At 46.9% G+C, this 20998-nt stretch carries 16 protein-coding genes; 15 read left to right on the forward strand and 1 reads right to left on the reverse strand.

Going from position 1 to position 20998, the window contains the following annotated elements:
• The first annotated feature begins 138 nt into the window (after positions 1 to 138).
• The 5 genes from NST47_RS18425 to NST47_RS18445 are packed head-to-tail and all read left to right on the forward strand — an operon-like array spanning position 139 to position 4723.
• On the forward strand, positions 139 to 1659 hold the full coding sequence (locus NST47_RS18425; protein WP_341156406.1) for an extracellular solute-binding protein: 1521 nt from the start codon (positions 139 to 141) through the stop codon (positions 1657 to 1659).
• Positions 1660 to 1685: 26 nt separating this feature from the next.
• Positions 1686 to 2573: an aldo/keto reductase gene (locus NST47_RS18430; protein WP_341156407.1), complete on the forward strand. Its 888-nt coding sequence runs from the start codon at positions 1686 to 1688 to the stop codon at positions 2571 to 2573.
• 3 nt (positions 2574 to 2576) lie between these two features.
• Positions 2577 to 3221: an MBL fold metallo-hydrolase gene (locus NST47_RS18435; RefSeq protein WP_341156408.1), complete on the forward strand. Its 645-nt coding sequence runs from the start codon at positions 2577 to 2579 to the stop codon at positions 3219 to 3221.
• A 17-nt stretch (positions 3222 to 3238) separates the two neighbouring features.
• Positions 3239 to 3655, forward strand: coding sequence for a Rieske (2Fe-2S) protein (locus tag NST47_RS18440; RefSeq protein WP_341156409.1), 417 nt, complete (start codon positions 3239 to 3241; stop codon positions 3653 to 3655).
• Between the two features lie 24 nt (positions 3656 to 3679).
• Positions 3680 to 4723, forward strand: a complete 1044-nt coding sequence (locus NST47_RS18445) for an amidohydrolase family protein (protein ID WP_341156410.1) — start codon at positions 3680 to 3682, stop codon at positions 4721 to 4723.
• Positions 4724 to 4924: 201 nt separating this feature from the next.
• Here NST47_RS18445 and NST47_RS18450 read toward each other — a convergent pair whose 3' ends face one another.
• On the reverse strand, positions 4925 to 5401 hold the full coding sequence (locus NST47_RS18450; RefSeq protein ID WP_341156411.1) for a heme-degrading domain-containing protein: 477 nt from the start codon (positions 5399 to 5401) through the stop codon (positions 4925 to 4927).
• Positions 5402 to 5822: 421 nt separating this feature from the next.
• On the opposite strand from NST47_RS18450, the gene NST47_RS18455 reads away from it, so the two are divergent.
• From NST47_RS18455 to NST47_RS18500, 10 genes are all read left to right on the forward strand, one after another.
• A complete protein-coding gene (locus NST47_RS18455; RefSeq protein ID WP_341156412.1) occupies positions 5823 to 6797 on the forward strand; it encodes an ABC transporter substrate-binding protein in 975 nt (324 codons plus the stop codon).
• Between the two features lie 122 nt (positions 6798 to 6919).
• Complete coding sequence (locus tag NST47_RS18460) at positions 6920 to 8530, forward strand: AraC family transcriptional regulator (RefSeq protein ID WP_341156413.1); 1611 nt, start codon at positions 6920 to 6922, stop codon at positions 8528 to 8530.
• 288 nt (positions 8531 to 8818) lie between these two features.
• On the forward strand, positions 8819 to 10756 hold the full coding sequence (locus NST47_RS18465; protein WP_341156414.1) for an AraC family transcriptional regulator: 1938 nt from the start codon (positions 8819 to 8821) through the stop codon (positions 10754 to 10756).
• A 136-nt stretch (positions 10757 to 10892) separates the two neighbouring features.
• On the forward strand, positions 10893 to 12863 hold the full coding sequence (locus tag NST47_RS18470; RefSeq protein ID WP_341156415.1) for an AraC family transcriptional regulator: 1971 nt from the start codon (positions 10893 to 10895) through the stop codon (positions 12861 to 12863).
• 135 nt (positions 12864 to 12998) lie between these two features.
• Positions 12999 to 14714, forward strand: a complete 1716-nt coding sequence (locus tag NST47_RS18475; protein ID WP_341156416.1) for an ABC transporter ATP-binding protein — start codon at positions 12999 to 13001, stop codon at positions 14712 to 14714.
• A 37-nt stretch (positions 14715 to 14751) separates the two neighbouring features.
• Positions 14752 to 15795, forward strand: coding sequence for an NAD(P)/FAD-dependent oxidoreductase (locus NST47_RS18480; protein WP_341156417.1), 1044 nt, complete (start codon positions 14752 to 14754; stop codon positions 15793 to 15795).
• A 248-nt stretch (positions 15796 to 16043) separates the two neighbouring features.
• Positions 16044 to 17096: a FecCD family ABC transporter permease gene (locus NST47_RS18485; RefSeq protein WP_341159696.1), complete on the forward strand. Its 1053-nt coding sequence runs from the start codon at positions 16044 to 16046 to the stop codon at positions 17094 to 17096.
• Positions 17097 to 18131: a FecCD family ABC transporter permease gene (locus tag NST47_RS18490; RefSeq protein WP_262683640.1), complete on the forward strand. Its 1035-nt coding sequence runs from the start codon at positions 17097 to 17099 to the stop codon at positions 18129 to 18131. It abuts the gene before it with no gap.
• Between the two features lie 85 nt (positions 18132 to 18216).
• Positions 18217 to 19257, forward strand: a complete 1041-nt coding sequence (locus tag NST47_RS18495; protein WP_341156418.1) for an ABC transporter substrate-binding protein — start codon at positions 18217 to 18219, stop codon at positions 19255 to 19257.
• Positions 19258 to 19334: 77 nt separating this feature from the next.
• On the forward strand, positions 19335 to 20942 hold the full coding sequence (locus NST47_RS18500; RefSeq protein WP_341156419.1) for an AraC family transcriptional regulator: 1608 nt from the start codon (positions 19335 to 19337) through the stop codon (positions 20940 to 20942).
• Positions 20943 to 20998 lie beyond the last annotated feature (56 nt).

Below are 20998 nucleotides of genomic sequence, written 5' to 3' on the forward strand. Positions count from 1 at the left end.
TTATTAGACATTTATCTTTGCCATTAAATCGCTATCATTCTCGGTAGGGCATACGGAAGTGGCGCGGTTGGAGCTGAAGCAGGCTCAGTTCGTACAGCTGCTGGTTCTATTGTCTAAACGAAAAGGAGGAAGTACCCGATGGGGAAATATTCGAAACGGCTTCATACTTCAGTAACTGGCGCATCTGCAATCATGATTGCGTTATCAGGATGCAGCTCAGCGGTAAAACCGGAAGCAGCGGCTGCAACAGCAACTGCGGATAATCCGGTCAGTGTTAATTACATGTTCGATTTTAATGTGGATTTGACGGAAGGGACCTTGCTCAAAAATAAATATGTAGATTTTTTACAGAAAAAAACGGGCGTTAAGGTGGTCATGGATGCTCCCAGCTCTGCCGGCTATAACGATAAACTGAATATTATGATGGCTTCGGGAAGTCCGCCAGATGCCTTTATGACCAGTACCCGAGACACGATTCTCAAATTTGCCAGCCAGGGGCTGCTTACGGATTTGTCTCCGTACATTAATGATGCCGCCAAGTATCCCAACATCGCAAAATTTATGAAAAAGGAAGCTTTCCTTCCGGTCACTCAAGATGGAAAGATTTATGCTTTTCCCTACTCGCGATTTGATGCACTCACGCAAACCGTCTATATCAATAAATTGTGGATGGAAAAGCTTAATCTGAAAACTCCCAAAACGATAGAAGACTTTTATCAGGTAGGGAAGGCTTTCACCGAGCAGGACCCTGATGGCAATGGTAAAAATGATACGTTCGGTTTCTTGAGCATTTCCGGATTGACCTATATTGGGCAGTTATTCTCAGCGTCTATGGATGCCAATTTTTATAAAATTATCGATGGTAAAGTAACGCCTCCTGAGATCACGAATGAGTATAAAGAGTATTTGAAGTTTATGAGAAAACTGGTCAAGGATAAGCTGCTCGATCCTGAATTTGTAACAACGACTACCCAAATCTATATGGACAAATTAAAAACAGGGAAATACGGGATTACCTCTAACTTCTGGCATGCCAATCAGTTCCCGGGGTATGAAGATGGAACCGTCGATAAAGTATGGGAAGCCATCGATCTGCCTGTCAAGATGGACGGGTCTCCGGCAAAGTTCAGCTACAATTCCATTAATCGCCATTATATCGGGATTCCTGCCAGCAGTAAAAATACAGAGGCACTGATGAAGTTCTTTGACTGGGTTTGTTCGGATGAAGGGAAGAAGTGGCTGTATCTCGGGGTTGAAGGCGATGAGTATAAAATGACCGATGGTAAACCGGAAATACTCAAGCAAAAGCATTCCCTGCATTGGGGATTTTCAATGATCAACCCAGGACAATATGATGACGAGGTCAAATCATATTTGGGCTTGGTATACCCGAAAGCCTCGATAGACCGACTTGATAATGCGATTAAAAATGGCGCATTGGATCAGCTTCAGGCGGCTTTACCTTATTACCCGGAGCTGTCGAGCTTTAGTCTTACTAAAATTTCCGATGAATATAAGGTGAAAGCGGTACTTGGCAACTCCGATATTGATTCTACCTGGGATGATTATGTCAAAAGCTGGAGGTCGGCAGGCGGGGATAAAGCTATACAATTTTGGACGGATTGGTACAACAAAGAGGGTAAAAATTTAATTAAATAAATGGGCAAATCAAAGGAGTGAGGACGATGAAATATACTACGCTTGGTAAAACTCAACTGCAGGTGAGCAGAATTGCGTTGGGAGGCTATCCCTTCTCAGGGGTTAATAAAGCGAATGGTTGGGACCCATACAGCTCAGAGGGCCGCGCAACAGCAATACGCACCATTCATACGGCTTTGGATGCAGGGATCAATTACATCGATACGGCACCCAGCTACGGCAACGGGCACAGCGAGAGCATTATTGGTGATGTTCTGAAAACCAGACGCGATGACTGCTACCTGGCAACCAAAGTCGGTTGGAAGGGCCTGGACAAAGCAGCAGTCATCAAAAGCGTTGAGGAAAGCTTAAGCAGATTGCAAACAGATTACGTAGATGTCATTCAATTTCATGGCGGGATGTATACTGCGGCGGATACCCATCATATTCTTAATGATGGGCCTCTGGAGGCATTGGAATCACTGAAAAGTCAAGGCAAGGTTAGATGGCTGGGGCTTACGACAGAGGAGCCGTTCTCGGCTCTCGATTTGGTTGAAACCGGACATTTCAGTGTCGTGCAGCCCTGCTACAACATCATATATCAATCTGCGGCGCTTCATTTGTTGAAAAAAACAGCGGAGAAAAATATTGGTGTGGCGGTCATGAGACCGATGACTTCGGGCATTTTTCAACGTACGCTGGAGCATTTGGAGCCTCAGGTGCTGGCTGCTACCGATGTATATGCCTTATGCCTGAAGTTTTTGTTGTCAGACTCAAGAGTTGATGTGTTAAATATCGGGATGAGATGGCCTGAAGAAGTCGAGCAAAACATTCGCCTGCTGGATGCATTCAACCCTTCAGTCGATGTTTCCGACATTCCGCGGTTGACGGCACGTATTTATCAAACGGATGATGAGCGCAAAGGAGTCAAATAGGCAATGGCAGCAAATCATGAACTCATTAAGTGGAAGCTATTAACGCTTGGATGCTTGAGCCGGAATAAATTTTGGGGTGAGGATGAGGGGAAAGCGTATAGAAGGGCTTATTGCACAACGGTATTGTTGGTTGCCGATGGCAAGAATATACTTATTGACCCCTCTTTTCCTGCTGAGGAAATGGGTCGAATTCTGGATGCTCGCTGCGGGCTGACACATGCTGATATTGATGTGGTCTATTTGACGCACTCGCATGGCGATCATGTTGTGGATATACAGGCCTTCGATAAAGCGGCTTTGTTCATGGCTAAAGAGGAGTTTCATCATTTGAAAAACCCGCATGATTCTCATCTATCCGGGGTAAGACCTGCAGAAGCTAGTCTTGCAGCGGGTATTGAATATATTCACCTGCCAGGCCATACGTTAGGGCTGACAGGTCTTGTTTTTCAAGCGGCTGAAGGCACGATCGTCCTTGCCTCGGATGCGGCCATGACTCAGGACTTTTATAGGGCCAAGCAAGGTTATTTCAATAATGTGGATCCGGTTGCCACCGTGAACTCGATCAATCGGATCACCGAAATCGCCGATATCGTGATACCTGGACATGATAACTATTTTCTAGTGAAATCAACAGGGCTACTAAAATAAACAGAGGTGGAATAAAAGTGGGAAGACATGTTGTGGGTACAGTGGCTGAACTGCCCCCGGGCTCAAGAAAACTCATTACTCTGGAAAATCGGCCTGTCGGATTATTTAATGTGAACGGCACCTTTTATGCATTGAGAAATACGTGTCCTCATCAGGGAGCGCCGCTGTGTGTGGGCACCGTTACAGGGATGACGCTACCCTCTGCGCCTGGTGAATACATCTATGGAAGGCAAGGAGAGATTGTCCGCTGTCCATGGCATGGATGGGAATTTGATCTGACCACGGGCAAATCGATCTACGATCCGCACAAATGTTTGGTCAAAACCTATGAGGTTGCTGTCGAACAAGAGGAAGAAGCGGAGATTGCGGCCGAGGTAGAAGTCGAAACTTATCCCGTAGAGGTAGAATCGGGATGGATCATTGTCTATATGTAATGAAAAGAAATGAGGAGGATTAAAATGAATAAAGGTATTATCGATTGCGACGTTCACCCAATGCCCCAACATATTGATGAGATTCGTTCCTATATGCAAATGCCCTGGAAGGAAAGACATAAAGGCGGAGGACGCGGTTTATTCGGTAATCCCGTTCACGGGGCACGTCTGGATGCCAAACCGACCAATGGCGGACCTGAGGGAAGTGACCCGGAATTTCTTCGTGAGCAGCACATTAAGCCTTTTAATGTTGCCCATGCGATCCTGCTGCCAAGAGCTTTTTGCAATCTGCATCCGGATCCAGACTTTGCTACCGCTGTTGCCGCGGCTTACAACGATTGGCAAGCGGATACATGGTTAGGTTCATACAACCCCGACGGTGTGTTCAAAGGATCGATAACGATTGCGCATCAGGACCCCCTTGCGGCGGCGAAGGAAATCGAACGTTGGGCAGGGCACCCACACTTTGTACAAGTCATGACGGACTCTGGAGCACGAGCGCCGTTTGGACAGCGGCAGTACTATCCGATCTACGAAGCATGCGAACGCCACGGATTTCCTCTGGCTATTCATCCCGGTACGGATGGAATGGGGATCAATATTCAACCGTCACCGGGTTATCCAACCCATTATATTGAATGGCATACCTGCCTTTCCTTGGGTTTTCAGGCTCATTTGGTCAGTTTTATTACCGAAGGTGTATTTGAGAGGTTTCCTGGATTTAAAGTGGTTATGGTAGAAGGTGGTTCAGCCTGGCTGCCCACGCTGATGTGGCGTTTGGATGCTGAATATAAAGCGCTGCGTTATGAAGTGCCTTGGGTGAAAAAGCGGCCCAGTGAGTACTTGCGTGATCATGTCCGTGTGACATCGCAGCCGCTTGAACGTCCGGACCAAGACAAGCATCTGCTCAATACGCTGGAGGCGATGGATGCGGAGAATATCATGATGTTCTCCAGCGATTATCCGCATTGGGACTTTGATTCACCGAAGCTGACTTTTCCGAAATTACCGGAAACCATGCGTAACCGTATCTTTTACGAAAATGCGCGGGAGCTGTATAAGCTGTAAAGAGCTTATTAAACATAGCTGATCGAGTAAATACGTGCAATTTTGTACTATATTAATAACATGATTACATCATAAGTCGCATAAATTGCGACTTTTTTTAGTTATTTCACAAGCTTCTTGTCATCTGTCGATGTCAAGAAGCTTATGAGGATTTCCGATAAATGACAAGAACAAGATGAACCGGGTATGGGATTTATGTAGTTAATTGGTTTTATTAATGAATTCGCGGATGACTGTAGTGACTACGAGATGATCCTCTTCTTGCGGTAATCCGGAAACAGCGATAGCACCAACTACACCGACATTTTTAATAATAATGGGGAAAGCGCCTCCACTTGCGGCATATTCGGTCGGATCAACCAGATACCTCTCCTGAATGGTTTTCTTAGCAGCTCTGAGCTGAGCCCATATATAATGCGAGCTATGACCAAAACGGCAAGCCACATTACTTTTCCTTCTCACCCATTGGTCGTTGTCTGCGGAGGTTTTGGGAAAGGCGAAATGGAATAGCTGCTGTCCGTTCCTCGTAATGTCAATGGTGACATGCTTATTTTCCTGCTTTATTATTTCTATAATTCTGCACCCGATTTGTAGTGCCATTTCATTGGTAAACTGTGAGAATTGAAGCTCTTCTTCTTCAGCCAGCAGGTTTTTTTGTAATTCGATATAATCTTCCATGTGCGGAATCTCTCCTTCATAATGGTCTGTAACACCACCAATTATATACAATTAAACAATCCTATGTAAGGGTATTCAACGATTTTATCTGACTTTCTGCTGCACAGGAAATCAAATCGAAAGTCCATGCGCTTCAATCCCAAATGATTCCCACTTTTTGTACAGTACGTTGACAACGATCAGCGAGATGGTGGAGGCCGATATGAATAAAGAGATCGTCGAGCTGTGTCCATTCCATGCCTCGTCCTAAAATAACCCTTCTATCTCATCACGTTTGTGCAAAATGAAATTGGAAATGTGTATGGATTCAGCTTTCCCGGAAGGTTATAATGGGCTTTCAATGAGTGATAACGATTATCATTATTACTATTGACGTTCATTTTTTAACAATAGGCATTAGCTAAGGGAGCTGGCACAAGGGATGGTAGGGAAATCAAGAGTACATATAGAAGGGGTTCGTTGGCTGGTCGTTCTTCTGATCATTATAGTGAGTCTGACAGGCTGCAGCAACAAGCAAGAAACATTAATGAAAGCGGGAGACAGCAAACAGTCGGACAGCGGTACAAGAATGGTCAAGGATGCTTTTGGCGAAGTGGAGGTCCCCATTAAGCCACAGCGAGTGGCTGGTATTTACTTGGAGGATTATATGCTGGCGTTGGGTATGAAACCAATTGTGCAATGGTATCATCCTTGGTGGGGAAAACAGGACTATTTGGGGCTGACGGATGTTCCATTGTTCGATATTACCGGTAGTTTGGAGCCGTTGATCGAGCAGAATCTCGATTTAATTATTTTGAATGCCGGGATAGATGAAGCAGGCTATCAATTATATTCCAAAATTGCCCCAACCTATCGGTTGCCCAGTGATGTGAATGTGAACGTTGCAGCGACACTGCACACCATTGCCGATCTGCTCGGAGCTCCTGAGAAGGTGGACAGCATACTGAAGAATTATGAGCAGAAGGTAGCAGATGCAAAAGTGAAGCTGGAGGCGGCCGTTGGCAGGCAAACGGTTGCTGTCGTGCGTCTCGATGTCGGGGGTAAGCCTGAGCTCCGTCTGTTCGGTCTGAATAATGCATACACGGGCATGATTTACAAAGACCTCGGTTTGGAGCCGTTTCCTTGGGTGAAGGGTATTGAGGCTCATGATGTTATTTCACAAGAAAAAATACCAGAGTTTACAGCCGATCATATTATCATCTTCCCCTCTGATGGTGCGTGGGATTCCAAGTCCAATGCGAATGCGGTTGCCCTTCTTAATGATCCAATTTGGAAAAGTATCCCGGCTGTCAAGAACGGTCATGTTTATCAAGTGGAACGTTCGCATTGGCAATCGGGGGCGATTACTGCGAATCGTATGAAAATCGACGACCTGCTGAAAATTTTAGTGAAATAGCAGTTCAGTCAACACATCATCGTGATACAAAAGGAAAGCTTTTCATGGCGGATTGAAGAGCTTTGCTTTTTGCTCTATAATGATGATGATAATCATTCTCATTATAAGGAAGAGGGGATAGGATGAATAGGGAGATGGGATCTCGCTGCTGTCCTTTTGTCTTATATATCATGACGGGCATCCAGGTACTCCATATAGCCCCATTTTCTAGCGAGGAGTATAGCGCTCTCGACGGTGAGTACATGCTGTTTGCCGTTAGGGACGGAGCAGCAGAAATGAAAATAGGGAGTCGTTCCTATGGACTGGTCAAGGAAAGTTTGGTTGTTGCGGAGCCAACTCAAACCACCTTCAGCCAAACACGAGAAAACAGCCTTTCTTTCTACTCCATCACTTTCAAAGCGTTACGAGTTTCGGATACAGTTGCATCGGCAGACGAATCTCCGGCGACTTTCCCGTGTACTGGCGCATTAAGCTGTGTACCATTCTCACGATGTGTTGATTTACTAGAAGCGATTGAGCAGCATAGTCACGATGAGGACGAATTGATACGGTTTTACAATCATGTGCGGTTCGAGGAGCTGATTCGTCATGTACTACAGCAAAATGCAAGAACGGCGCCTGCACCGAACTTGCGTGATGCCGTGAAAAGCTCGATCGCCTATATAAGCGACCACTACGCTGAGCCAATGACAGTGTCTCAGTTGGCTGCAGATGCGAACGTTTTTCCTTGGCAATACACGCGAATATTCAAGGAGCTGACCGGTCAAATCCCGCTTGAATTCATTAATAAGCTGCGGATCGACCATGCCAAGCAGTTGCTGCTAAAAACAGAGGATCGGATTCACGAGATCGCCCTGCATGTTGGCTTCAACAACGAATTTTATTTCAACCGTCGATTCAAGAAGCTGGAGGGCATAGCGCCTGGGCGGTACCGGCATCATCATCAGGGTACGGTTCGCATTGTCTCTTTACTCATGGAAGATTTATTACTCACTTTAGGAGTTACACCGGTCGTGCAATGGTCGCATAAGGGTTGGGGTCGTCAAGAATATTTAGGGCTGAACCATATTCCGGCTTTCGATGTTTTGCAGAATAGCTATGAACCGCTCTCGACATACAAGCCGGATCTGATTATCGCACGAAGAAGTGATTACGAGTATCGGACAGATCAATACGAGCAATGCAAGCGTTTTGTACAGACTGATATCATTGTGCATGATGATGCGGATTGGCGATCGACATTGAGAACAGTGGCGAATCTGCTGGGGAGGGTCAATCAGGCGGAGCAGGCGATCCAGCAATATGAGACCAAAGTATCTAAGGTAAGAAGGTTATTAACCCGTTCGATCAAAGATCGGACTTATGCTTTCTTGCGTGTATCAGCCGAGTGTATTAGTATCGATCAGACCTATACGAAGTCCTTTCTATGGGGGGACTTAGGCATTGTGCCGCACCCGATGGTGCAGGAGTTATCGAGCGAAGAAGGCAGACAGGGAGTGACTTGGGAATGGCTGCAAAGGCTGGATTCGGATTATATTTTCTTCGCATTCGATAAGTGGCATGAACAAGAAGCGGGTTCTGAAAGACGGCAAATTACTCATCCGTTGTGGCATACCATTCCTGCTGTTCGCAATCGTCATGCCTTCGAAGTCGATTTTATGACCTGGATGAACCACGGGTACCTAGCCAACAACAAAAAAGTAGACGATGTGCTGAGCATGCTGGCGGATTAATTGAGCTTGTGTAAAAAAACTTTTCGTACTAATAGCTGAATTACATATGCGATTGTATGTAAAGCCGCAGGCAGAGCGTGCCTGCGGTCTTTTTCACAATTTCGGCTAAGCCGTAGCAGGGATTTTGTTGCAAAAGAGGGTATATATGCTTTAACGTTTTTTCACTTAGCAAGATGACCTTGGAATCGCTGTGCTCTCATATTGATATTGTGCAGCAGGATGTGCTCCTGTTTGAAGGCACTGCCGGTTATCGTGCGCCAATGCTAACTTAGGAGTTGAAAGGACATCATGCGGTTAGATGAAGAGCTTATACTATGGAATCAGGCATCCATTAAGCTGCTGGATATTCGTCATATATCCATGAAGCCGGAGGAGGGTCTAAGCTCCTATCGGCTGCCAGCCAGCGGTTTCTTATATGCGGTACGTGGCAGTGCTAATTTACAATGGGATGGCATGAAGCATCAGGTAAATCGGTTTCATATTTTGCATGGAGGCAAGGGCTGCAGTTTAGAAATTTGTCCGATTGAAGAAGCATTTGATTACTATATTATTTTTTACAAAGCTGCTTTTTTGCTGCCCGTTCGTCAGGAAATCGTATCCATAATGGAACGGAGTAATCCTTTTCACATTCAATATGGCTTTGTGCCAGACCATCCTGCTTCCTTGCTGCACAAGGTACAGCTTATGCATCAGGAATGGATGGAGCAAGGGACCTTGAAGCGATTTCATGCGAAAACGCTGTTTTATCAATTTGTATATGAGCTGCTGCGGCAACTACACAGCCAGGACATTCCCACGATGCAAGCCGATCTGGTAGCACAAGCGCGACATTATATGCAAGAGCATTATGCTGAACTCATTACCATGGATCTATTGGCAGAGCAGCTGGATAGCAGCCCGAGGCATTTATCGAGGCTATTCAAAAGCCAGACCGGCAGCAGTCCCATCGATTATGTGATTCAGATTCGCATGGACAAAGCTAAGGAGCTGCTGCTGACAACGGCTGCTACTTTGAAGGAAATTGCTGAGAGTACCGGCTATCCTGACAGCTACTATTTCGCCAAAATGTTTAAAAGATATACCGGAGTTGCACCCATTCGATATCGGATGGAACACACAAAAGTGGATACGTGTCCTAATGTGACATCGTCAGAGGCACGATATGGCATTGTTAAGGAGAAGTCCCTGCTCTATATTGATCATGATAATCATTATCAAATTAGAAGGAAGGGGAGCTTACCTATGTACTACAGCAACAAATCATCCTTGGCCGTCATCCTAATGCTCTGCCTGACCCTATTGCTCAGTGCTTGTTCTACCAGCACACCAGGGAATGCTTTACAGAAACCGTCCGATCCGGTATCCGTTAATGACAGCAACGCAGCAACGCAGAAGCAGACGAAGATCGTGTCCACCGTTAAAGGAGATGTTGAGGTGCCTCTTAAGCCGCAGCGGGTCGTAGTCCTGTATTTGCTGGGCGATGTGCTTGCTCTTGGTGTAAGGCCAGTTGGTGTCTCTGCAGTTGAACAGGGTGCGGCATTCGAAAAGGAACTGGCTAATACCCAAACTTTAGGTACATGGTTTGAACCGAGTCTTGAGGCGGTGCTTGCTCTTGATCCTGATGTCATTATTGTTCCTTCTGAAGAAACCTATGACATGCTGCATCAAATTGCACCCACGGTGTATATTCCCTACGAGAAAATGTCTGTAGATGATCGACTCAAGAAGCTTGGGGAGGTGTTAAGCAAGGAAGGCGAAGCTCAGGCGCTGCTGGCCAGCTTCCGCGTGAAGGTGGAGCAGAGTAAGCAAAAGCTGCAGAATGCCGGAATTCTGGATAAGACTGTAAGCATTATGGAAGGCGGCAAAGGTAAGATGGGGGTTATTACAAGCAAAAATTTTGGTCGCGGCTCACAAGTAATCTACGAATACCTGGGAATGAAAGGACCGAAGATTATTCAGCAGGAAATCGAGAAGTCCAATGATAAAGCAAGTGGCAAGAACGTCTCCTTCGAGGTGCTGGCAGATTATGCCGGAGATTATGTGTTCCGCTCAGCATATCAAGGAATGGTGGACTTGTCGGATAATCCTATATGGAACAGTATTCCGGCTGTGAAGGAAGGACGTCTTTTCGAGATTAACTTTGGTCTATCTTATTATAATGACATCTATTCGCTGGATAAGCAGCTTGACTTTATTGTGGGAAGCCTGCTGGCAAACGTAAAATAATAACGCATGAAAAGCAGTAACGCATAGTAACCTTTGTCCTGCCAAGTTGTCATCGCTTCCGTGCTCATTTGTAATTGAGAATAATTATCACTTATAATGATTGTGCAAGCAGCGGGATCGAAATGGCGGAGGTTGAATGGACACGATGATCGTTAATGACCATATATTGCTTTGGAATTATGCATCTATCAAGGTGTTGGATGTACGACATACGATGTTGAGAGCGGGGGAGTCTTTGCGCTCTTACAGGCTGCCGGCCAGTATGTTTCTGCTCGCGGCGCGTGGTGGCGCACAAGTGCTGCTGGACGAGTTGGAATTGGAGATAAAGCGATATCAGGTTGTGCATAGCGGCAAAGGAACACACCTGGATATTATACCAAGAGAAGAAGAATTTGAATATTATATGATTTTTTATAAAGCATCGATGCCGCTTCCAAGTCGTCAAGAGATGTTGAGCCTATTGGAGAGGAGCAATCCGTTCCATTTGCAGTATTGTTTCTCGCCGAACCAACCCGTTTCACTATTGGATAAAATTAAACTAATGGATCAGGAATGGCGACACTCAGGATCGCTGGAGCGGCTCCAGGTTAAATCGTTATTTTATCAATTTGTTTACAGTACCATGCAGCAGCTTTATGAGCAAGGCGTGGATATGAAAGAGCCGGATCTGGCTGCTCAAGCGATCTTGTACCTCAAGGATCACTATACGGAATCGATTAATTTGGAACTGCTTGCAGAAAGTCTGAACTACAGTGTTCCACATTTTTCGGCTTTGTTCAAAAGGCGTACCGGGTACAGTCCGATCGATTATCTGATTCGAATACGTATCGATAAAGCGGCACATTTGCTGGTGGAAACGGATGCGACCTTGCGTGAAATTGCTGCAAGCGTGGGGTATAAGGATCCGTATTATTTGAGTCGTCTTTTCAAAAAAAATATGGGCATTTCGCCTGATCGATTTAGAATCAGAGAACGGGCCCGGCTTCAAGCAGAAGATAGTCCCTCTAACTTCATCCGATCCTCCATTGTTGTTCAGAGGTCTCCGCGTTATATTGTTGATGATAATCATTATCAATATAACAACGAGGGAGATTTACCTATGTACAGACCATTCAAATCAACCACGGCGGCCACCCTATTGCTATGCATAGCCTTGCTGCTCAGTGCTTGTTCTGGCGGTGCATCGAGCACAAACCAAGCAAGCGGGGGGAACCCGTCGGTATCAACACCGCAAAGTCTGGCCCAAACCAATTCCAGCCACCCTGACAACAATCTGCAAACCAAATTGGTATCGACAATTAATGGTGATATACAAATCCCTTTAAATCCTAAACGCATAGTAGTAGATCAATATTTAGGCAGCTTCATTGCACTGGGCGTCACTCCTATTGGAACGCCTGGACTGCATCGGAAAAATCCGTATTTAGCCAAAGCGCTCGCGGAAGTACAGGATATCGGTGATGTGAGCGGTATTTCTTTGGAAAAGGTGATCGATTTGCAGCCTGATCTGATCATAACCGGGTTTGCGGAAGATGAGGGCAGGTATGAGAAGTTCACCAAAATCGCTCCTACTGTATCTGTTCCTTATGGCAAATTGAAGAACGCGCATGAGGAATTGACCTTTTTTGGCAAGCTGCTGGGTAAAGAAAAAGAAGCAGAAACGTGGCTTGCCGATTACGATCGTCGTATTGCGGCTGCAAGAGAACGCGTAGAAAAAGTGGTGCCGTCCAACGCGACATTTTCTATCTTGGAGTTGATGAGCAAATCGACCTATGTGTATGGCGACAACTTTGGGCGGGGTGGTCAGGCTGTCTACCAGGCTCTTGGTTTTAAGCCGCCTGCCCCTGTCACGGAAGAAATTCTAAAAAAACAGTGGGTTCAGTTATCCAATGAAGCATTGTCGCAATATGCTGGCGACTATATCATTCTGACGTCCAACGACCGTACCTTGGAGGATATAAAGGCCGATCCGATCTGGTCCACGCTTGATGCCGTCAAAAACAATCACGTATACGTATGGAAAGAGGAACGCTCCTGGTATTATGATCCGATTGCCGTTCTGTCGCAAACGGAGGAAATCGCTGCTTGGCTGACAGGACAGCACTAAAGGAGATTCCAGCTCTTATAGCTGCGTTACAAATCAAATGCATGGTTTGTAAAGCCGCAGGCAGAGCGTGCCTGCGGTCTTTTTCACCATTCCGGCTAAGCCGTAACAGGAATTTTGTTATAGAGGAGGGTATGTATGCTTCAACGTTTTTTTGCTTATTATCGTCCTTATAAAAGCTTGTTTATTCTAGATTTCACCTGCGCCATATTGGCCGCTTTGCTGGAATTGGCGTTTCCCATCGCTGTTAACCGGATGGTGGACGATTTGCTGCCAAGCGGTAACTGGAAGTGGATTTTGTATGCTTGCCTTGGATTGCTTGGGATTTATCTGGTCAGCGCCGCATTACATTATGTGGTCACTTACTGGGGACACAAGCTGGGAATTAGCATCGAATCCGATATGCGTAAGAAGCTGTTTGACCGGGTACAGAAGCTATCGTTCCGTTTCTTTGATAACAATAAGACGGGGCATCTTGTCTCCCGGATGACGAATGATTTGATGGACATTGGGGAAATTGCCCACCACGGACCGGAGGATTTATTTATCGCGGTGATGACGCTCACTGGAGCGTTTGGCATTATGCTCAGCATTAACTGGCAGCTAGCCGTGTTAACCTTTATCATCGTCCCGATTATGATTTATTTGTCTTTATTTTTTAGCCGCAAAATGTCAGCTGCCTTCAAACGCATGTTCGCGGATATTGCTGATTATAACGCGCGAGTAGAGAACAATGTTAGTGGAATTCGCGTCGTTCAGGCGTTCGCCAATGAAAAGCATGAAATGTCACGGTTTGCCGAGAACAACAACCGTTTTCGCATGACCAAGCTGATCACCTATAGAATTATGGCGTGGAACTCGTCGATCAGCTTTATTTTAATGAAAGGCGTATCCTTGTTTGTGCTTGTTTGCGGGACATGGTTTGTCATTAAAAACCGGATGACCTATGGGGAATTTATCGCTTTTGTCATGCTGTCGAATGTATTTCTTGGCCCTATTAAGCAAATCAATTCCGTGATCGAGACGTATCCCAAGGGGATTGCCGGATTTAAAAGATATTTGGAGCTGCTGGAGACCGAGCCGGATGTGGATGATGCGCCGGATGCGCAGGCAGTTACTCAGGTAAAAGGAGATATCCGCTACAGCGGGGTAACCTTTGGCTATGAGCATAAAGAGAAGGTGCTGAGTGGAGTAAGTCTTTCCATTCTCGCTGGGGAAACCGTTGCGCTCGTCGGTCCGTCAGGCGCAGGCAAGACCACGTTGTGCTCGCTGCTGCCACGCTTCTACGATGTCGACGAAGGCTCAATTACCATAGATGGCATCGATCTTCGCAAAATGACCTTGGAATCGCTGCGCTCCCATATTGGCATTGTGCAGCAGGATGTGTTCCTGTTTGATGGTACAATCCGTGAGAACATCGCCTATGGCAAGCTGAACGCATCCGAATCCGAAATTTGGCAGGCTGCACGCCGGGCGCAGCTGGAGGAAATGATTCTGTCGCAAAAGGACGGACTGGATGCAGTGATTGGTGAACGAGGTGTGAAGCTGTCCGGCGGACAGAAGCAGCGGCTTTCCATTGCACGGATGTTCCTGAAAAATCCACCTATTCTTATTTTGGATGAAGCGACATCCGCTTTAGATACCGAAACCGAAGCTGCCATTCAATTAGCACTTGCTGAGCTTTCACAGGGACGCACAACACTGGTGATTGCACATCGATTGGCTACGATTAAAAACGCGGATCGCATTATCGTTGTTGCCGAACAGGGAATAGCTGAACAGGGCAGGCATGAGGAACTGATTGCTGCTCAGGGCATATACAGTCGCTTGCATCGGGCTCAGTTTGGAGCGTGAATCCATTTCAATACGAAAACAAATCTGGAGGCAAATGATGAACGTACAATTGGAACTTTATGACGTCACGATTATTGGCGGAGGGCCTGCTGGTCTATATACGACTTTTTATAGTGGTATGCGTGAATTGAAGACGAAGCTGATTGAAGCACAGGATCAATTGGGCGGACGGCTGCTCACCTATCCCGAGAAGATCATCTGGGATGTCGGGGGCCTCACACCGATTCGCTGCGAGAAATTGATCGCCCAATTGATTGAGCAAGCCGAAACCTTTGAGCCGACAATTGTACTCGGCCAGCAAATTACAAGCTTTGAACGACAGCCGGACGGTACCATTATCCTGACTGCGGCAAGTGGAGAACGGCATCATACAAGAACGGTTATCTTGACAATCGGTTATGGCATTCGCAAGATGGCGAAGCTGGAGATCGAAGGAGCAGACCGATACGAAGTGACCAACCTGTATTATACGGTCCAAGAGCTGGAGGTCTTCCGTGGGAAACGAGTGCTGATTTCCGGGGGTGGCGATTCGGCAGTGGACTGGGCTAATGAGCTGGAATCGATTGCGAAAAGTGTAACTGTCGTGCACCGACGTGACAGCTTTGGGGGCCATGAACGAAACGTGTCCAGGATGAAGCAATCCTCTGTGGACGTGCGTACGCCATATGCCATGCATGCACTCCACAGCAATAGCGGAGACAGTATCGATCAGGTGACGATTGCACATGAAGAAACAGGCGAGTGCGAACGGCTGGAGGTGGATGCTGTCATCGTGAATCATGGGATGAGAAGTGATTTTGGACCGATTCGTGATTGGGATCTCAACATGGGAGAATGGAATGCAACCGTAGGCGAGAAAATGGCGACCAACATCCCGGGCATCTTCGGTGCTGGCGACTTCGTGACCTATAACAGCAAGGTCAGACTGATCGCAGGAACGTTTACAGACGGCGTGCTGGCGCTCAATAGTGCCAAGCTGTACATGGATCCAGAAGCTCCTAAGGTGGCATACGTATCCTCCCACAATGAGCGGTTTAAAGAGAAGAATCGTGTACTTGGCTTGGCGGCCGAGGAAGCATAATTATACCAAAGGTATTGAGGCTTGTCCGGGGTGAGACGGACAAGCTTCTCTTTTTGACTAATAGCAAGTCATAGAGATTGATTATGAATTTGAAGAAAAAAGTAAAATTTTTTGATTTTATATATGATCAAATTAAAAAGTATTGTATGATAATGAGAATCAATGTCATGGATTGAATACATATCCTTCCATGGATTGAGGTCTAATATCTTGAAAGGATAGCTAAGGTGGAACAGATGAGTAAATCAATGGAACATCATATTTCGAAGCAAAAACAATTATCACCCTCTGCGGATAGGTTCCGAAGCCGACCGTGGACGGCAACCTTCATATTGACAGGTGGGTTGATCGCATTAGTGTTGGGTATAGGCTTATCCGTCTCCCTCGGTGCGGCCGATATCCATTTACTCGTTGTGTGGGAGGCAATTTATAACTTTAATCCTGAACTCACTCAACATCAGATTATTAAGGAGCTGCGTCTTCCGCGAGTGCTCGGCGGCGCGATGGTCGGGGCTTGCTTTGCTGTGGCGGGGGCTATCATGCAAGGGATGACCCGTAATCCGCTGGCGGACTCGGGCCTGCTCGGGCTGAATGCCGGTGCTGGATTAATGATGGCGCTTTGCTTTGCTTTTTACCCGGGCTTACCCTTTATGTATCTGATTATGTATTCGTTTTTAGGTGCAGGTATGGGTGCAGGGTTAGTATACGGCATTGGCTCGTTGGCTAAAGGTGGACTGACACCTGTACGATTGGTCTTGGCAGGTGCCGCGCTTAGCGCGCTGCTTAGTGCGATCAGTGAAGGGATTGCGCTTTACTACAAAATCGGACAAGACCTGGCATTTTGGTATGCAGGCGGTGTGGCAGGGACGAAGTGGATCCAACTGAAAATTATGTTTCCTTGGGTCGCTGTTGCCATTCTTGGGGCGATTGTCTTGTCTCGCTCGATCACGATGCTGAGTCTGGGAGAAGATATCGCTCGTGGACTTGGGCAACGAACGCAATGGGTCAAGCTGGCCGGTGCTGTCATTGTACTCATTCTTGCCGGAGCGGCGGTAGCGGTTGTTGGTGCTGTTGGTTTTGTTGGGCTCATTATTCCCCATCTGACCCGAAAGCTGGTTGGTGTGGATTACCGTTGGATTATTCCCTGCTCGGCAGTGCTGGGAAGCCTGCTTGTCGTGTTCGCTGATCTGGGAGCAAGAATGATCAATCCACCCTATGAGACACCGATTGGGGCTTTCATCGCGCTCATCGGGGTACCTTTTTTCCTGTATCTGGCACGTAAGGAAAGGAGGGAACTATAGATGGATATCGTATCGGTTTCAACTGTCGAACAAAGGAAGAGAAAGCGCGGTATTCTGGTATTGTCCATACTCAGCATGCTGATTGTCATTGCCTTTTTGGTTAGCATGAATATGGGATTTATCCGGCTTTCCCCGATGGATGTGATTCGTACGTTGTTTGGTTGGGGTACGAATAAGCAAAATCTGATTCTGTTCGATTTCCGTTTACCACGGATCGTGATTTCCGTGCTGATTGGTGCAGGATTGGCCGTATCAGGCTGCGTAATGCAGGGAATATCGCGTAACGCTCTGGCAGACCCAGGAATTCTTGGTATTAATGCCGGGGCTGGATTAATGGTGATGCTGTTTATCTCGTTCTATCCGACGACAGCCGCCGCACCTGTCTTTCTGCTGCCGGTACTTGCCCTGGTGGGAGCGGGTCTGACAGCTGCGCTTATCTATTCACTTGCGTACAAGCGCCATAAGGGCTTGTCGCCAACGCGTCTGCTGCTGACGGGAATTGCCGTTGCGGCGGGTATTAGTGCGGCGATGATCGTGCTGATGCTGCGGCTGAGCCCTGATAAATATCAATTTGTGGCGACTTGGATGGCGGGCAGCATATGGGGAACAAATTGGAAGTTCGTGCTATCGCTGCTGCCATGGATTGTTGTTCTGCTGCCTTATGTTTTCTATAAAGCTTCGGTCATGAACGTGCTCAATTTGGGAGAACAAATGGCAGTCGGACTGGGGGCATCGGTATCAAGAGAGCAGTTGAAGCTATTGTCGGCTGCGGTTGGACTCGCCGCCTCGTGCGTCGCTGTAAGCGGAGGCATCGGATTCGTAGGACTTATCGGACCGCATCTGGCGCGGCGTCTGGTTGGACCCAAGCATCAATTGTTGCTTCCGACGTCGGCGCTAGTGGGATCGCTGTTGGTTATAACGGCAGATACGCTTGGCCGCCAGATTCTACAGCCGTCTGAAATCCCGACAGGGATTGTTGTGGCAATCATTGGCGCACCTTATTTTCTTTATTTGCTGGCTCGTTCAAGGACATAATGCCAGATTTACAAAAAGGGTATGAAGCAGCCTCTATCGATATTAACAATCATTATCTTAATAAGAGTACGATAGGAGAAATATGATGAAATCGTCATCCCAAATTGCTAAGTCGTTTGTTATCTGCATGCTGCTTTGCATGCTGTTGTCCGCTTGCGGCGCAAATTCAAGTGTGGAGACAGCATCGAGTTCTGTACAGGCTGCAACTGGTAGCGGACAGGCATCGTCGTCGACAGCATCAGAAACGCGTGTGTTCCGAGATTATCAAGGACATGAAGTAACGATTCCAACGCATCCGAAACGGATCATCGTCAACCAATTTATGGGGCATTTGCTGGCGTTAGGAGTAAAGCCGGTCGGTGCAACTTCGAATCAGCTGAGCCAATTTGAGAAGTCGTCTTTCCTGAAACCACTTGGATTAACCCCGGGTATTGAAGACCTGGGTACGACGCTTTCGCTGGAGAAAGCACTCAGTATGGAACCAGATCTGATTATTTTGCAGGAAAACGCTAATGAGGAGACCCAGAATTACGCGGCTTTCTCCAAAATCGCCCCTACCGTAATATTGAAATACGGCTCCAAAACGATGCTGGACCAGTTGAAAGAAGTAGCCGATGTCGCCGGTCAGCCGCAGAAAGCGGAGCAGTGGATTGCGCAGTATGAGAATAAAGTAATGCAGTATCGCGAACAGTTAGCTGGAGTTATCGGTTCTAATGTTACATTTACGGTAATGGAAGCATGGCCGAAGTCAGAAATTATGATTTTCGGAAACCTTTTCGGTCGTGGCACCTATAGCCTGTATAATTCGTTGCAGCTGAAAGCACCGCCCAAGGTTCAGGAGGCGATCATGGACAAAGAGCCGTCATATGTAAAAGTCTCACTTGAAGCGCTGCCGGAATATATGGGAGACTATGTTTTCCTATCCGTCTACGATTGGCAGAACGGTGATAATTCCAAACTGGAGAACGAACTCAAAAATGCACCGGTTTGGCGCAGCCTGTCCGTTGTGAAGGAGAATCGTGTCATCCCAGTCAGTGTTGATGATTTCCTTCCTGGAGATCCGCTCTCTATTGAAAAACAAATGGAAAAGCAAGTGCAGCTGCTCTTGGAGCATTATAAGAAATAGGAACGGAAAACGAATTTATAAATAACGTAAATCAACCTAAGGACGACTTCGGTTTATGGCATATTGGGAAGTTTGGGATGGTGATTGTGATGCACGATCAGGAGTCAAAGGTGCCTGCCGTGGATTCCATGTTATACAAGCTTGAAGAGATTCGTCTGTTGAATACGGAAGCTTATGGCCGATTGGGCAGAAGCATTATCACCTTACACACATTGCTGCTGGTAAGCGGAGGCAGAGGCGTGTGTACAATTGACGGAGACAGTATAAGTATGAGTCGTGGCACTTGCCTTGTACTGTCACCGGGAGTCCTGTTGGAGGCCGGTACAGAAGAGATCAGGGAGATTCAAATCTATCTGATTACCTTCCATGTCTATGATGCCTCTGAGCCAACTCGTCTTCAACACGGGGAGCTTCCTTGCCGTCAGGTCGTGAGTGTTCCTTCCTGCTCCAGACTGGAGGAAATTGCGCGCAATATGATACGGCATCGGCAGCGGGAGAACGCATGGGACAGGCTCAAAGCGAACATATGGTTCCAGGAGCTGCTTCTCGATATTGTTCAGCAAGGTTTTCTTGGCAGCCAGCCGGAGGCTCAAGAGGCAATATCCCGTACGATGGCATATATGGAACGCAACTACCGGGAGGGGATAACCCGCGAAACGCTGGCGCAAATTGCCGGGATGAATGCCGAGTATTATTCACGGTTGTTCAAGAAGCGGAACGGGCAGAGCCCTGTGGATTATTTGACGGAGATTCGTATGAAGCATGCCAAGCGGATGCTCGTGCTTTCCAACACTTCCATCAGAGAAGTTGCACAGAGCGTCGGTTTTAACGATGAATTCTATTTTAGCCGCAAATTCAAGCAAAACGCAGGCTCCGCCCCCACTGTATATGTAAAAAATTACAGTCGCACGAAAAAAGTGGCCTCGCTGTTCATTCCATATTCCGGGCATCTTCTGGCGCTGGGTGTTGAGCCCTATATTTCACCCCGAATCAAGTCCAATCCGATTACCGCCCATTTACCTGCAGCTACACATGTGGATGATGTTAATCCCGACCTGGACACTTTGGCGGATGCGCAGCCAAGCTTAATCCTGACCAGCGAATACGTGGATCCGCTTAAAGCGGAACGATTAAACAGCATTGCTCCTACGATTACGATTCCATTTTTTCAGATGGACTGGAGGGGACACTTCAAAGCGGTTTCCAGAGTGATCGGTAAGGAAAAGCAGGCAAATGAATGGCTGAGCAATTACGAGACAAAAGCCGAGCGGGCCCGCAGTCAGCTCAAAAAGCATATGGGGTCCTCTAACAAAGTACTAATACTCGTCATTCGCGGTGGCAAATATTACGTATATGGAAGCCGTAATGCCGGGGCGGTTATTTATGGAGACTTGCAGTTGGCTCCTCCGGAGGGAGTTAGCGGTATTTATCACTTTATGGAAATGACTGTTGAGGCTATAACGAACACGTATGAGCCTGATTATTTAATTATACAAAACAGGGATTGCGCGGATGCACGGAAGGCAGCCGAGCCGCTGAAAACCGGGCCTTGGAACAAGATGAAGGCTGTGCAAAAACAGCAGGTGTACTGGATTCAGGATGACCCCTCCTCATGGAATTGCTACACTTCGTTATCCCATGCATGCATTCTCGATGAGGTTGTGGAATGGTTCGTGTCACAATAATCTATGTGATCCGTCATAATTGTTCATGGCTCTTCCCTGAGTAATCGTTATAATTG

The sequence above is a fragment of the Paenibacillus sp. FSL H8-0034 genome (assembly GCF_038000305.1).
GTDB lineage: Bacteria > Bacillota > Bacilli > Paenibacillales > NBRC-103111 > Paenibacillus_S.